This is a genomic window from Pelagicoccus albus, from assembly GCF_014230145.1.
Classification (GTDB): domain Bacteria; phylum Verrucomicrobiota; class Verrucomicrobiia; order Opitutales; family Opitutaceae; genus Pelagicoccus; species Pelagicoccus albus.
This window is the reverse complement of sequence record NZ_JACHVC010000013.1, coordinates 623,422-637,062: the sequence shown is the minus strand read 5'-3', so window position 1 is coordinate 637,062 and position 13,641 is coordinate 623,422. Positions and strand designations below refer to the sequence as shown.

Here is a 13,641-nt window from a genome sequence, read left to right as displayed (position 1 = left end):
TTAGATGTATTTGGATACTGGTTACTTTTGGCTTATCTCTTTGAGGAAGGCCATTAGCTTCTGATGAAGGGGATCGCCTTCGGTCCGAGCGAACCATTGGGTATTGTAGTGGTTTCCTCCCGGAGCGCTGACTAGAGTCGATTGGTTTCCGGCGTCTAACCAAGCTTGATGCATGACGGCGCTTTGTCGGGCGAACTCCTCCGTTTCGTCGTCTCCAAAAACGATGAACGCTGGAGGTAGGTCGCGTTTGACATGATAGAATGGCGACCAAGCTTTCGCGTCCTTCACGCTCGTCACGTACTGGCGGGAGTTAGAACTGTGGTGAGCCATTTCCAGGTCGTAGAGACCAGAGAATCCGAAACATCCCAAAATGTTCTGCGGATCTAAAGAGGTTTCGGTCCAGTCGTTAACCATTGCCATCATGGCCAAGTGTGCGCCCGCTGAGTTTCCGGACACGATGAGGCGGGTCGGATCGATCCCGAGTTTGGCGTGGTTGTCGCTCACCCAGTTCACTGCCAGCCGGGCGTGATCTATGATTTGATCCATACTGAAGAGCGGTAGAAAGCCATAGGTGGCGGCGATGAAATTGTAGCCCGCCGGACAGAACGCCTCTGCCCAGAAGTTCGCAAAGAACTTGTCGCTCAGGCGCCAGCTGCCTCCGTGAAAGAAAATGATGGTTGGGGCTTTGTCTGCTCCCAATGGAGTTGGGAAAAAGTCTAGGCGATGGCGGTCTGCCGGACCGTACATAAGGTCAAGCTTTGGGGAAAAGGCATCTCGCGCTCGGTAAGCCCCTTCTACAAAATTCGCGTACGCTTCGTCGCGTTTGGGTCCGACCATTCCGTAAGAAAGCTGATGGTCGATTTCTTCTTGGGTCGAGTAGCCGGCGTAGATCATGCCCAAGCAAAGCAAAAGATGGGCCACGTTTTGCTGGACTCTTTGTCTCTCAGTGGGAATGGCGAATGCTTAGCAAATCGCAATGTATGTAGAATCCAGAAAGTTGGGACATTTCACTTTTGAGATGTTCAAGAAAGTAGCGGTCCAGGTCTCGATTGTCTCTACTGTAATCTTTGTCAGTGGATGCAGTAACAAAAGTGTGGATACAATAGCTGTTGAAGATGAAGCTAATGCTGTTCAAATTCAAGCAGATTGGTATGCTCAACCTGAGCACTCAGGGTTTTATCTCGCATGGAAAAAGAGATACTACGAAGCCGCTGGAATCGTAATGGAAGTGAAAGCGGGTGGCCCCAATGATAACACTCGGCAGAAGGTCGCTCAAGGTACAGTGACTTTTGGAGTGGCTCGGCTTGAGGACGTGATCATGGCCATTGACCGCGGTTTGCCATTAGTAGCAGTGGGAGCTTATTTGCAACGAATTCCGCTTTCGCTAATGGTGCACGCGGATCAGGATGTGTATTCAGTTACTGATATTGGCGATCGACCGGTTATGGCCTCCGCTGGTTCGCTTTATCTGGAACGTCTAGAGGCCCGGCACGGCGTTTCGCTCAACACGATCCCGCACATGAGAACTATAGCCAGATTCCTTTCGGACAAGGAACTCGTGCAGCAGTGCTATCTAACCAATGAACCGTATTTCGTGGAGCGAGAAGGGGTAGATGTGCGGGTACTTCCTATTTACAACGAAGGACTGGACTCTTTTAGAGTGCTTTACACGCGCACTGATCTCGTGAAGGAAGATCCGGACTTGATCGAGAAGGTCGTCGCCATATCGCACCGAGGCTGGGCTGAGTATATTGCGGAGGGGGATGGCTACGAAATCGCTCACGCTGCGATTAAGGAGATGAACCCGGAGCAAGATCTAGAGTTCATGAAATGGGCCCGGGAACAAATGTTGAGTCACGGCATTGTGACGGGTCCTTCTGGGCAGGTAGAGGATCTCCGATCAGTCACCCGGGAGCGTGTCCAGGAAATGGCGGACGAACTCCTGAATCTCGGCCTTGTATCGCGGAAATATCTCGCAGACGAAATTATGGCCTGGGAAGTGGTAGACAAGGTATTGGAAAAACCGATACCCAGCAGCTAGAAGCGTTTACTGGATTCTACCAGGATTTCGACATTTCTGATCCTAGGTCCGGGGCTTCATGAGCCAGTTTCCCGATGCCGAATATTCTACTCGGGTCGCGTACCGACTTGAGGCGGATTTTTGAACTGTGCATCGTTTCCATTCCCCGCCGGTCGAGGAAGGGTGAGTGCACATCATAGAAATAGATCCCCATTTCCTGCAGAGCTCTCTCTCCCTTCTGGAGTGTCTCTGTGTCGGGGGCTTTGAAGATAGGCCCCGCGGCGACTGAAGGTTTGCCATCGGTTTGATTGAAGTCAGCTCGCAGTGCAAATACGGGATCCTTCCAATCCATGAGTCGGCGTACTGCGGATTCCCAATTTTGGAAATCGATCTTGGCGGAAAGGTAAGTGTAGCTGGGATCTTCTTTCTTAGCCCAAAGGGTGGAGTGATTCTGTACGAAATCCGAAAGCATGGGAGCTCGCCTCGGTTCTTTGTGTGGAAGGTGGAGTTTAACCGAGATTCCCTCGCTTTCTGCTTTATCCAGAATCAGGGAAAGGTACTCGGTGGTGACTTCCAGCTGGATGATGCTCTCGCCCTCGGTGTAGTGCTTCTTCAAGGGAATGAAGAAGGAGGGAATGGGCCATTGTTGAAAGTTTAGGAGCCGGAGTTTTTCAGCATGATCACGAGCGAGGCTGTGGGCGAAAGCGAAAAGCTTCATTGCATCGGGAGAAGAAAGGACGACTTGCTCCCAGGGCAATTTTGGCACGAGTTGCAATTCGACGTCTACGATAAAGCCATTGACCCCGTAGGCATGAAGGTAGTTGAGGCAGTCTGCACCTGTAATGCGATGCAATTGCGGAGGCTGGCTGCTATCGAGAATCGTCATAGCAGTGACGGTTTTGCCATCGCGTAAAACGCCGTTTTTTATGCTCCCGATTCCGGCTGAGCCTCCGGCAAGAAATCCTCCAATCGTGGATTTGACCCAAGTAGATGGATACATGGGCAACTCCCAGCCAAATGGGCGTGCGAACTCTTCCATGGTCTGGCAGCGAACGCCTGCGGTTGCCCGTAATCTCCCCGTTTCTCTATCGATTTTAAGTGGTTCGGTGAGCGGTCGCATGTCTAAGAGAAGTCCGCCAAGGACAGGTGCTGCCTGGCCGTAGTTACCCGTTCCAGCGCCTCTGGGCGTTAACGGAATCCCTTCTTTAGCCGCATATGCGACTACCTTCTTGAGCGTTTCGATGGATCGAACCGCAATGACGGCGTCTGCAATGATTGGATCAAGTAGGGGTGTAAGACGCGGCGAATACCAGTAGTAGTCCCTCGAAAGTTTGGTTCGGGTCGCCTCGTCTGTTAGGAAATCTCCTTCCGGGCAAAGCTCAGCGAGCTCTTGGAGTTGCTTAGGTTCAAGTGGCTTAATGGGCATGTGGATAAAATGCGTTTGGGGTTAGTCAGACGATGGAGATCGAATATTTGACACCAATCAGCAGAAGGAAACAGAGGACTATACGTTTCAAGGTCTGCGGGTTTAGGAGATGCGCTGATTTCAGTCCGAGCAGCACGGATAGTATGAGAATGGGGGAGGCCAAAGCGAAAAGCTTTAGGTGGGGAAGTGGGAGATTGCCATTTGCTCCGTGCATGACGATTAAGGCGGTCATATTGATCATCATATAACCGGTGATGTTGCTTTTGAATTCCTTTTCGTTCCAACCCGAGCACAAGCCGTAGATGATGGCGAAGGGGCCGCCTGCGTTGAAGGCCCCGGCGAGCGTGCCTGAGCCGAATCCAAATAGGTATGCAACCCATGGATACTTAATCTTAGGCAAATGTGGACGACTCAGGGAGAACAAAGAAAATCCGATGATAACGACTCCGAGCAGAGAAAGGGCAACTTGGGAATCCAGTTTCCTGACGAAGTGCATGCCCACCGGAATTCCGGGGATGGCTCCTGCGAGGAGCTTCAGAACCGGTCGCAAGGTGAACGAATTGCGATAAACGAATAGGATAACCAAGCCCGTGAGCAGCGCTGTTAATGCGGCGAATGCGGCAGCGTAGTAGATCGGGAGGAAAAGGGTGAGTAGCGAGATGGCCACGATGCCAACTCCGAAGCCGGTCACCCCGTGCGAGAAGCCTGCAATGAAGAGGATAATCGCTAGATACAGGAAGGTTGGCCAATCAATTGTCATGGGGCAGGCAATACAAAGCTATCGGTCAGGAACTCGGAAGAATGGTATCCTCCGCTCCCTCGTCATAGTTGCATATTTGTATCTTCAAGCCCTCGTGGGCTACAAAATGAGCGGTTTCCATCTTTGCTGTCTCGGTCCGCTTGGGGCCGCGAACGGGAGGATACCCCCCCTCGGACATCGCTTGGCAATCAGCGGTGACATCGTCCGTGCGAAAGGCGAAATGGTCTACGCCTCCTTTGCCGGCGTCTACCTCGATAAGCTCGAACTTGGTGCCGGTTCCCGGGTCCCAGATGAATACGATAGGGCGGCCACTGACCATGTGTGTTCCGCGGCGACCGACTCTAAAATTAAGTTTTTGCGTAAAGAACGCGATGCTCGCTTCGATGTCTTCAACACCGAGGGCAATGTGGTCTAATTGGGTAATCATAGTCTAAAGCTTTCAGGGTTAGGAGTCAGTCGACCGAGGAATACGGCCGTCGTTTAGCAGGTGGAGTGGATCGGTTTTTGATCGCGTCTTTTGTATCAACTCCAGGCTAGGGGGATGACCGTTTCCGAGCTGATGGTTGTGCACATTGATCACTTGGAGGCCCATCGATCGAATTTCAGAGATAGCCCGAAGAAGGAGCTCTTCGCTCTCGTAGCGGGAAAGTAGGATACCCCCGTAGCTATCAGCGTTTCCTGCTTCTTTTCTCGAGTCGAAATGGCAGCTAGCCTCTGGAAGTAGAGCTATTATTTGGGGTAGGTTTTTTATGATTCCAGCACCCTTGATTTGCAGGTGGCAAAGGTCCGCGCGTTTCTGTTTTATGCGAAGCGTGGGATGGTTGAAAGAGTGGGTGTGGAGATATTCCAAAGCTGTTGGGTCTTCCGCTTCGAACGTTCCTCCATGCTTGTGCACGATTTCTTGGATACGACTTGCCATCGAGCTAGCTACCATGGACCTCAGGCTAATTCGTCCTTTAGGCATTCGCTCGTCATCGCCGAAATAGTCTACGATATCGGGCAGATCGAAGGAGTTTAGGCGAGGTGGGATGGGGAGGTGTACTATCTCCTGAGACGCGGCGGCCACCGCTTCTATTTGGTCAGGAGAAAACGAGAAGAAAAACGCGGTCCAATCTCTACGAGGGCGGAGTCTAACCTTTGCCTCCGCGATAATCCCTGTCGTTCCGTAGGCGTGTAGATAGGGGTTGCAATCTTTACCCTGCACCAAAAATGGCTCTGAGTCTTGCGTACAGGGATATATTTTTAATGTATCCACGAAACCATTCCAGATCATTCCGTAAGTGACGGATCCTGCTCCACCGTTGCCGCCAGAGAGGAAACCAGCCAGAGTACTGCCAGTGGTGCTAGGGACGAGCTGAAGTTCCTGATTCGTCTCAGATGCGGCCCTCTCCAGTTGCCGAAAGTTACAGCCTGCTTGAGCGGTTATCCAATTTTCTTCGATCGAGCGGATAGCATTCAAGTTCGTCAGGTCCAGCACTAGGCCTCCATCTATGGGGACTGCTTGGCCGTAGTTGCCGGTGCCTTTGCCACGAGGGGTTACGGGTATGTTGTTCCGGTAGGCCCATTTTAGAATCGTCTGGAGGTGATCTTCCGATTCTGGTTTGGCCAATATCTCTGCTGGAGGTCGATCCGCGAGTTTTCGTTTCAGAATCGGGGACATCCAGTAGTAGTCGCGTGACGCTCTCAGCAGGGCCGCAGGATCGAGGTCTACTACGCTTTTCGGAATTAATTTTAGGAGCTCCTGCAAGGAGTCGGGCGTAAGGGATGACATGGAAAATCATTCCTCAGGGAAGGTTGCGACTACTGTTTCCGAGGGGAGTCTTCCTCTATTCAGCAAATTCTTTGGATCATTCACTGCCTTTGTCCGGATCACATTTTCGATCTTGGGCAGATGGCCTTCGCCCAGTTTATCGGAGTGTACATTGACGACTTGGAGGCCGAGCGAGCGAAGCGACTCAATTGCATTTGCGATCGTTGCTCTATCCACAAAACGAGAAACCAGAAGGCCTCCGAAGCTCTGTTTATCGTCAACGAGTCTACACTCGAGATGGAGGGCAGAGTCGGGCAAAAGCGATAAGATGGCTTCCGTTTTCTCGACCATTGCATCGCCAGCTAGCTGCAAATGGCAAATTTCGGGACGCTTCTGTTTTGCCCGCAGCGTGAAGTGGTTGTAAGAGAGAAGGTGAAGATTCTCCAGGTCCTCTGGTTTTTCCGCTTCGAAACGCCCGCCGAGTTGCTCCACTATTTGAATACAATTGTCGACGGTGCTCTTGTCCACCATAGGACGCAGGCTGATCCTTCCTGCAGGCATAGCTGCGTTCTTAGGAAGGAGGGCCACTGCTTCGGGGAGGTCGAATGTATTTAGTCGCGGGACGATCGGGAGTTTCGTGAATGCTTTTGCCGCGGCAGCCGCTTTTGAAATCTGATCTGCACCAAAGGAGAAGTAGAGAGCGGTCCAATTTCTGCGCGGGCGGAGGCGGACTTTTGCTTTGGTGATAATTCCCGTCGTTCCGAAGGCGTGTAGGTAGTTTAGGCATTCTTCGCCGCTGACCCAGAAAGGCTCAGGATTTTCCACGCAGGGCAGGATTTCCAGCGAATCTACAAAGTCGTTCCAAATGAATCCGTATTGCACCGAACCAGCTCCTCCAGCTCCTCCTCCGATAAAGCCACCCAGCGTACTCTTGGTAGTGCTGGGAATGATTTGCAATTCACGGTCCAGGCTCTCAGTGGCCGCTTCCAATTGGAGAAAGTTGCACCCGGTTTCTGCCGTTATCCAATCGCTCTCAACCTCGATGACTTGGTTCATCGCAGTCAAATCGAACACGATGCCGCCGTCGACGGGTACCGCTTGCCCGTAGTTGCCCGTTCCCTTGCCGCGTGGCGTTATGGGGACCTCGTACTGGTAGGCGATGGAAAGCGCCTTGGCCAAGTCCAGCAGATTCTGAGGCTTAACGACCGCGGAGGCCAGCGGGCAGTCACGAAGCTGTTGGGAAAGGATAGGCGAGAGCCAAAAGTAATCTCGCGAGGCGATTTGACAACTCCGGGCATCGCAGTCGACGGCCTCATCTCCGAGGGATGCTTTCAGTGCATTGATCGCGGATGGCAAATCCATGGCTTAGGCTAGCTCCTTGGAGTTTTGGGCAATGACCTCTTTCGGGGGGAACCGTCCCGGATTCAGCAAGCCCTTTGGGTCGACCAATGCGGATACGCGAAGCACTTCGGATAGGGTCGGGTAGTGGCCTAAACCCAGATACCAATGGTGTGGATTCACGACGATACAGCCCATTGATTTTAGCTCGGCCATGGCCTCATACAGGGTAGCTCGATTGACAAAGCGTGAGATCAAAATTCCTCCGTATCCGGGAGTTCCCGACACCTTCATACCGTCTAAGTGGACTGTTGATTCTGGCAGAATGCTGGTGATTTGATCGATTCTGTCGATGACTGCAGGTCCGCCGATTTGGAGGTGACAAAGACCTGGATCACTTTGCTTGGCCCGCAAGCTCACGTGGTTGTAGGAAAGAAAAGTCTGCAGCGTACAGGCTTTAGGATCGATGGACTCTACCTTTCCTCCCATCTCATCCAACCATGACTCATACTCGGCTAGCATCGTGGGGTCGGATATAAGCCGCACGCTGATTCGGTCGCGAGCAAGACCGGGGTGCTCCGGAAAGAATTTGAGGAATGAAGCTTGGTCGACAGACAGGAGCCGAGGCAAGGTCGCGGCTTTCATGGTTCGCATCCCAAATGCTGTCGCTGCTTCCCAGGCGTCTGCCGGAAAGCTGGCAAAGAGGGCGGTCCAATCAGTCTTGGGGACAAGCTTGATGGTTGCTTCCGCAATTAAACCGGTGGTGCCGTATCCATGCAGGTGGTCGAGTGTATCCGGCGCATCCACGACAAATGGCGCGCTCTCTTCGAGACAGGGAACGATCTTCAGCTGCTTGACGAAACCATTCCATAGAAATCCGTGAGCGACCGATCCGGTCCCTCCTGAACCGCCACTTAGAAATCCTCCTAAGTAGCTGTTGGTTGTGCTTGGAAAAATGGATAGTTCTTGTCCTGTCTTATTGGCTGCCGCTTCAAGCTTCGTGAACGGTACGCCCGCTTCCGCCCGCATAAAGCCGTCACCAATTTCGAGAATTTGCTGCATCCGACTGGTGTCTACCACCGCACCTGGTCCCTGAGGAACGGATTGGCCGTAATTCCCAGTACCTTTGCCGCGAGGAGTTAGGCCCACGTTGTATTTGTACGCTAGACTAGTGATTGCCGAAAGCTCGTCCGCGTTTTCCGGATACACCACGAAGTCAGTTATTTTTCCTTCTACGAGGGGAGAAAGGATGGGGGATAACCACGCGTAGTCGCGCGAAACGGATCTCAACGTTGCCGGGTCATCGCTCACCCGATCCGCTCCTATTTCAGAACGCACCGCATCGGCAAATTGTTGGACTTTAAGAGCAGGCATTAGAGGAGGAAGGAAGATTGGTGGCTAGGTTTCGCGTCGGATGGCGGATTCGTGCCAGTTGTGCAGCAAGAGCCAGTGCAGATAATTGACCCCTGAGACGAAGACGAAACCAAGCAAGCAAGCCACCAGTGCGGTCGCGAAAAGCGCTGCGGTCTCTAACTGCGAGCTGTAGGATACCACGAGGTAGCCAAGACCCCCTTTTCCGCCGGAGGCTTCGCCCGCATAGAAGTCGCCTACCAAGGCGCCTATCGGAGCGAGGGTACCGGAGATCTTCAAGCCTGTCAGGAAGTATGGCAGGGCGAAAGGAACGCGGAGCATGAAAACCTCTGCTTGAGTGGAGGCATTGAGCGTGGTGAAAAGATCTATGAGGTTCTTGTCAGTCGAGACCAAGCCCATGGTCGTATTTGCGACGATAGGGAAGAAGGTGATCATGAAGGTGATCGCTACGATGCTCGGAAGACCCTGCCCGTACCAGAGTACGAAGATTGGGGCCAATACGATGACGGGGACCATCTGGAAAAAGATCACCCATGGATACCACATCGTCCGTACCCACTGAGCGGATGCAAGGAGTACGCTTAAGCCGATGCCAACTACGATGGAAAACAGAAAGCCCACCAGAGCGGAAGCTCCCGTCTGAATGGCTGCACCCATTAGGATACTAAATTCCTCTCCAATCGCGGCCAAAATCTGTCCCGGCCAGGGAAGAATCCAATCCTCTTGCCCTCCGATGACTTTGAAGAGAATCCAAATGAGATAGAGTATAAGTCCGCCGGCTACAGGCAGCATCCAATTGAGTAGGCGTTTTTGCATTGTTCGGTTCCGCTACTAGCAAAAGAGTTGCCAACTTGCCTCTACTCGGGCGACGAAGTTTGATCCGGTAAATCGATGGCTCCGTGTCGCCACAAAATTGCGGCTGCCTCCACCCAACGATCCTCGGTCATGAACAGGAGATCCTCGTTTGGTTTGGCTAGAGAGAGGGGCCTTTGCAGATCCAGTCGCCTCGCGATTAGCTCGGCGGTAAGTCCCGATTCCTCGATCAAGGGATGAATCTCCTTTGCCGCGCTCAAGCTATCTGCAGCCAAAAGCTCTCTCAAGCTATGATCCAATCCGCGCAAAAAGGCTCGTACGCTCTCAGCATCGTTTTGCAGCGTACTCGGCAGAACGGTAACGACATTATGATAGTCTTCCCAGCCGTGCTTGCGAAATTCCCAAAGCATCCAGTTCTGGTATCCCATAGCTTCGAGCTTCCTCGGATTGTTGTCGGCCATGGTGGTATAGTAGTCGTAGACGCCGTTGGTCAGCGGCACGAGACTGGTTCCTGCTTTGCTCACTACGATATCGCTGGACTCTAGCCCGAGCTTCTCGAGTGCGAAGGACAAGAAGATCTCGCCGCCCGGCGTCATGCCTAGCTTTTTTCCGCGAAAATCTTCCGCTGTAAGCTCCCGCTGCGAAGTTTGAGACTGGGGGATTGTTTGATCGATGGCGATGTAGGCGTAGGGATACTCCTTTTGCAAAGCGCCCACCGCGACTACCTCGCCTCCTGTGTCGCTGGCCAACATGCGGATAACGCTGGTAGTGGAAGATGCGATCGCTATGTCGACCTGATTGCTGAGCAGCAGGATCAGGTTGTCCCGTCCAGGTCCTCCGGGGACGACCTCGATATCCAAGCCCTCTTGCTCGAAATACCCTCGGGCGAGTCCGAACCAGAGAGCTGGCACTTGATCGTTCACTAGCCACGGCAAGGCGACTCGAAGCTTCTTCGTTGGGCCAGTTGCCGATTTAAAATTCGAGAAATCCGTCTCCCCCTGGATGGGTAGGTAGTCGTTGGATACGTAGCGATCCCAAGAAAATGCGTCCTTTAGTTTCTGATGACTCTCCTCTTCGCTAAACTCCAGACGGTTAGTGGTGGAGGCTTCTTTGTCGTTTGTCTTTTCCTTGGAAGCTCGGCAGGCGAAAAGAGTGAGAGCGGCGAGTAAAGTGGCTACTGTTGTTGTAACGCGGGAACGATCCATTGGCCGCCTGTAGCAGGTCGCTTACCAGCTCGGATTGGCGCTTTTGTTGCTCGTGTGGCTTTGATGATCCATGGTCGCAGCGTATCAGTTATTTCCGGCATAATCTTAGTTGCTCTGGGTGCTCTGTGGCAGGGATGTTCCGAGAATGGGACGGAAGAGTTGACTAGCGATACGCTTCCTCTCGTTCGTTTGCAGGCGAATTGGTATGCCCAAACATCGCATGGCGGTTTTCATCAAGCCATGGCCAAAGGGATCTACGAGAAGCATGGCGTTCAGGTGGAACTGATGGACGCCGGACCCGGAAGCAAGTTTATGCAAAAGGTGGCGCTTGGCGATGCGGACATCGGTATGAACCGGTTTGATTCCATCGCTCAAGCTGTGGACAAGGGCCTACCTATCGTGGCAGTCGCGATATTTATGTATCACGACGCGGCTGCATTTATGGTGCGAGAGGATTCCCCGGTGAAGACATTTTCAGACTTAGATGGTCGTCGTGTCATGTTGGCAGTGGGTTCGACCTTTGAAGCCTATTTTCGCCGCCAATTCGATATCGAGTTCAAGGCTGTTCCTTACAATTGGGGTTATGGCGAATTCATGATCGACCCTGAGCTTACCCAGCAAAGCTACGTGACCAATGAGCCCTATTTCGTAGCCAGAGAAGGAGTGGCTACCAGGACCTTGCCATTTTACGAGGCCGGTTACGATCCACCGCAGGTCCTTTTCGCCAATCGCGAATTTTTGGAGAAGAATCCTGACACAGTTCGCCGATTTTTAGCAGCCACCATAGAAGGCTATCTGGATTTTATGGATAATGATCCTCAGCCCGCCTTTGATTCGATCCATTCCTATAATCCCAATCTCGATCAAGATCACATGCGTTTCGCCCATGGGGTTTTGGTGGACCAGCATTTTCTCCGCGGGGAGCCTGAATTGGATTATCAATACGGAACCATGCCAGATGCTAAGATGAGAAAGGTCGTAGACATCCTGAAGGACCTAGACCTTGTATCCAAAGAGCTCACACTTGAAGAATGCGTCGATTCCTCATTTCTCCCCGGAGAAGATTAGTTGCTGGATATGGGAAGCGGCTCCTTGGTCCATGGCTCGCCAGCGTTGAAGCGGGGTAGGGACCAGACCTGTCGACCACTTTTGCCCGGCTCTTCCCAGCGTGTGAAGTAAGTTTCTAGTTGCGATACGAAATCTTCTTTTGCCTCTTGGTGGGGGCCAATGCTGGGAACGCGTTCCTTTCTTGGATTTGAAAGATCGAACCAATGGTCGACCGGTGCCGATGCTGGATCTTCAGCGTAGTACCTGACCAACTTCCAGCGTCCGTCGCTAATCATGCGAGCGTTGCCGTACTCTGCAAATTGACGTTGTCGCCATTCTCTTACACGTTCGCCTTGCAAGAGCGGAGTCAATGCTTTGCCCGGACCTTTGGGAGTTTCATCGCTGCCGGCCAAATCGACGATAGTTTCGTGAAGATCACAAAGGTTGACGAATTCGGATCTCACCTGGGCAGGCCGTATCCATTCTCTGGGCCCGGAAATTATAAGCGGAATTGAGAGGGTCTCTTCCGTGAGGTTCAGGGGCAGACTTCCATTAGCCTTCCCATACAGACCATATTGTCCGGTCATGTGTCCATGGTCGGAAACGTAGATGATAATCGTGTTTTCGAGCAGTCCTCTCGCTTGCAGACCATCTTGGAGCCGACCGATTTGCTCGTCGAGCAGGGTGACGGCGGCGAGGTATTGAGCGACCCACTCTTCGTGTTGAGGGGTGTCGCCCGTCTTTTTATTTGAGCGATTGGTCCAGCTATTGTCGCCATAGGGAAGCAGTTCCGAAGCGAAATCGCGGTAATAGGAAACCGTTCTCTCCGGAAGCCCTTCGAAGGGAAAATGAGGCTCGACGTAGGTGAGGCATGTGAAGAAGGGAGCCCCCTCCGCGCTGTCTATGAATTCGAGGGCGGACTCGGTTAGGAACCAGGCTTGCATACCGGTTTTGCTTACCGCCTCTCCATCGACCGAATAGTGGACTGTCCCGCTATGGGCGTACTGAGTTATCCAATCCATTGCTCGCAGGTCATAGCTAAGCCATTTGTCGAAACCACGTACCGGCTTCCAACCTTCACCATCTGCGTGCCATTTGCCAAAAAGGCCCGTTTTGTAGCCCGCTTTCTTCAACTTCTCGGACAAAAGCGTTTCTCCATCGAGCCTTCCTTTTTTATCAAAAGGCTCATCTTCCGACAAAAAGTCGTGTACGCCGTGCTGCGACGGAATGCGGCCTGTGAAGAAGCTCGCTCGGGAAGGGGAGCAAACTGGGGCTGGCGAAATCGCCGCGTCAAATCTCACTCCCTCTGCGGCGAGCTGATCCATATTTGGAGTTCGGATACGCGAATCTCCATAGGTCCCAGTTGCCCAGCGTCCATGGTCGTCCGCCATGATGAGGACAATGTTGGGTTGTTCGCTGGCCGCGTTTAGGCAGGCCAAACCCAAAAGGAAAAGAATGCTAAGCTTTGCCGCCAAAGGATACATAGTCGTCGAGGTCGAGCATATCGAAGGACGTCACAATATCAGTGCGATCCGGGGCCAGCGTTTCGTGCATCTTGTTGAATTTGGCTCGGTATGTGGGATTGTCCGGAGATCGGCTCTGGTGGTAAGCCGACCAAGCCAAAATGTCAGGTAGGCTTAGGTCGCGTCCCAGATTTTCCATTACCCAAGCGAGAATCTCACCATCTCCCTTGCCCGCAGCGATTTCAGCTTTCATCGCCTCGGGATCGATTTTGGTAAATGTGAAGAAATGCTGGTCTAAGGCGCAGGCGTAATTGTAGTCGCCGTTGGTTCCAGCCAACACGGCACGACATTTGTCAATCACACGTGGGAGGATCGCGAAGCCTCCAAGTCGGACGCGAGGGCTTCGCGGAGGTTGTTGGGTCAGGTCTGGGCTTGAGTAGTTGGTCAT

At 52.7% G+C, this 13,641-nt stretch carries 13 protein-coding genes; 2 read left to right on the top strand and 11 right to left on the bottom strand.

The window, feature by feature from the left end; all coding sequences use genetic code 11:
• Positions 1 to 21: 21 nt before the first annotated feature.
• The gene (locus H5P27_RS17985; protein ID WP_185661813.1) at positions 22 to 921 is read right to left on the bottom strand and encodes an alpha/beta hydrolase fold domain-containing protein; all 900 of its coding nucleotides are present in this window, start codon (positions 919 to 921) and stop codon (positions 22 to 24) included.
• A gap of 97 nt (positions 922 to 1,018) precedes the next feature.
• Here H5P27_RS17985 and H5P27_RS17980 point away from each other — a divergent pair, with 97 nt between their 5' ends.
• Entirely contained in the window at positions 1,019 to 2,041 is a 1,023-nt protein-coding gene (locus H5P27_RS17980; protein ID WP_185661812.1) for an ABC transporter substrate-binding protein, read from the top strand.
• Between the two features lie 16 nt (positions 2,042 to 2,057).
• Here H5P27_RS17980 and H5P27_RS17975 read toward each other — a convergent pair whose 3' ends face one another.
• Genes H5P27_RS17975 through H5P27_RS17940 form a run of 8 tightly spaced genes read right to left on the bottom strand, consistent with a single transcriptional unit; the run spans position 2,058 to position 10,683 of the window.
• The gene (locus H5P27_RS17975; RefSeq protein ID WP_185661811.1) at positions 2,058 to 3,446 is read right to left on the bottom strand and encodes an FAD-binding oxidoreductase; all 1,389 of its coding nucleotides are present in this window, start codon (positions 3,444 to 3,446) and stop codon (positions 2,058 to 2,060) included.
• Between the two features lie 25 nt (positions 3,447 to 3,471).
• A complete protein-coding gene (locus H5P27_RS17970; RefSeq protein WP_185661810.1) occupies positions 3,472 to 4,206 on the bottom strand; it encodes a sulfite exporter TauE/SafE family protein in 735 nt (244 codons plus the stop codon).
• A gap of 25 nt (positions 4,207 to 4,231) precedes the next feature.
• Positions 4,232 to 4,633 (bottom strand): VOC family protein, encoded by a 402-nt coding sequence (locus H5P27_RS17965; protein ID WP_185661809.1) that lies wholly within the window; start codon positions 4,631 to 4,633, stop codon positions 4,232 to 4,234.
• An 18-nt stretch (positions 4,634 to 4,651) separates the two neighbouring features.
• Positions 4,652 to 5,977, bottom strand: a complete 1,326-nt coding sequence (locus tag H5P27_RS17960; RefSeq protein ID WP_185661808.1) for an FAD-binding oxidoreductase — start codon at positions 5,975 to 5,977, stop codon at positions 4,652 to 4,654.
• A 6-nt stretch (positions 5,978 to 5,983) separates the two neighbouring features.
• Complete coding sequence (locus H5P27_RS17955) at positions 5,984 to 7,318, bottom strand: FAD-binding oxidoreductase (RefSeq protein WP_185661807.1); 1,335 nt, start codon at positions 7,316 to 7,318, stop codon at positions 5,984 to 5,986.
• Between the two features lie 3 nt (positions 7,319 to 7,321).
• Positions 7,322 to 8,668 carry an FAD-binding oxidoreductase gene (locus H5P27_RS17950; protein WP_185661806.1) on the bottom strand — a complete coding sequence of 449 codons (1,347 nt, stop codon included), beginning with the start codon at positions 8,666 to 8,668 and terminating at the stop codon, positions 7,322 to 7,324.
• Between the two features lie 24 nt (positions 8,669 to 8,692).
• Positions 8,693 to 9,481, bottom strand: a complete 789-nt coding sequence (locus tag H5P27_RS17945; protein ID WP_185661805.1) for an ABC transporter permease — start codon at positions 9,479 to 9,481, stop codon at positions 8,693 to 8,695.
• 41 nt (positions 9,482 to 9,522) lie between these two features.
• Positions 9,523 to 10,683 carry an ABC transporter substrate-binding protein gene (locus H5P27_RS17940; protein ID WP_185661804.1) on the bottom strand — a complete coding sequence of 387 codons (1,161 nt, stop codon included), beginning with the start codon at positions 10,681 to 10,683 and terminating at the stop codon, positions 9,523 to 9,525.
• 63 nt (positions 10,684 to 10,746) lie between these two features.
• Between H5P27_RS17940 and H5P27_RS17935 the strand changes: the two genes are divergently transcribed.
• Positions 10,747 to 11,751 (top strand): ABC transporter substrate-binding protein, encoded by a 1,005-nt coding sequence (locus H5P27_RS17935; RefSeq protein WP_246462809.1) that lies wholly within the window; start codon positions 10,747 to 10,749, stop codon positions 11,749 to 11,751.
• On the opposite strand, the gene H5P27_RS17930 is transcribed toward H5P27_RS17935, so the two are convergent.
• Positions 11,748 to 13,214 carry a sulfatase family protein gene (locus tag H5P27_RS17930; RefSeq protein ID WP_185661802.1) on the bottom strand — a complete coding sequence of 489 codons (1,467 nt, stop codon included), beginning with the start codon at positions 13,212 to 13,214 and terminating at the stop codon, positions 11,748 to 11,750. The two genes, H5P27_RS17935 and H5P27_RS17930, sit on opposite strands and share 4 nt — an antisense overlap.
• Positions 13,189 to 13,641 carry a DUF5069 domain-containing protein gene (locus tag H5P27_RS17925; RefSeq protein ID WP_185661801.1) on the bottom strand — a complete coding sequence of 151 codons (453 nt, stop codon included), beginning with the start codon at positions 13,639 to 13,641 and terminating at the stop codon, positions 13,189 to 13,191. Before H5P27_RS17925 ends, H5P27_RS17930 begins: the two co-directional genes overlap by 26 nt.

What these genes read in the sequence shown, in the direction of transcription:
- H5P27_RS17980 (WP_185661812.1), top strand. Translation starts at nt 1,019, where the DNA reads ATGTTCAAGAAAGTAGCGGTCCAGGTCTCGATTGTCTCTACTGTAATC.
- H5P27_RS17975 (WP_185661811.1), bottom strand. Translation starts at nt 3,446, where the DNA reads ATGCCCATTAAGCCACTTGAACCTAAGCAACTCCAAGAGCTCGCTGAG.
- H5P27_RS17970 (WP_185661810.1), bottom strand. Translation starts at nt 4,206, where the DNA reads ATGACAATTGATTGGCCAACCTTCCTGTATCTAGCGATTATCCTCTTC.
- H5P27_RS17965 (WP_185661809.1), bottom strand. Translation starts at nt 4,633, where the DNA reads ATGATTACCCAATTAGACCACATTGCCCTCGGTGTTGAAGACATCGAA.
- H5P27_RS17960 (WP_185661808.1), bottom strand. Translation starts at nt 5,977, where the DNA reads ATGTCATCCCTTACGCCCGACTCCTTGCAGGAGCTCCTAAAATTAATT.
- H5P27_RS17955 (WP_185661807.1), bottom strand. Translation starts at nt 7,318, where the DNA reads ATGGATTTGCCATCCGCGATCAATGCACTGAAAGCATCCCTCGGAGAT.
- H5P27_RS17950 (WP_185661806.1), bottom strand. Translation starts at nt 8,668, where the DNA reads ATGCCTGCTCTTAAAGTCCAACAATTTGCCGATGCGGTGCGTTCTGAA.
- H5P27_RS17945 (WP_185661805.1), bottom strand. Translation starts at nt 9,481, where the DNA reads ATGCAAAAACGCCTACTCAATTGGATGCTGCCTGTAGCCGGCGGACTT.
- H5P27_RS17940 (WP_185661804.1), bottom strand. Translation starts at nt 10,683, where the DNA reads ATGGATCGTTCCCGCGTTACAACAACAGTAGCCACTTTACTCGCCGCT.
- H5P27_RS17935 (WP_246462809.1), top strand. Translation starts at nt 10,747, where the DNA reads ATGATCCATGGTCGCAGCGTATCAGTTATTTCCGGCATAATCTTAGTT.
- H5P27_RS17930 (WP_185661802.1), bottom strand. Translation starts at nt 13,214, where the DNA reads ATGTATCCTTTGGCGGCAAAGCTTAGCATTCTTTTCCTTTTGGGTTTG.
- H5P27_RS17925 (WP_185661801.1), bottom strand. Translation starts at nt 13,641, where the DNA reads ATGACCAACTACTCAAGCCCAGACCTGACCCAACAACCTCCGCGAAGC.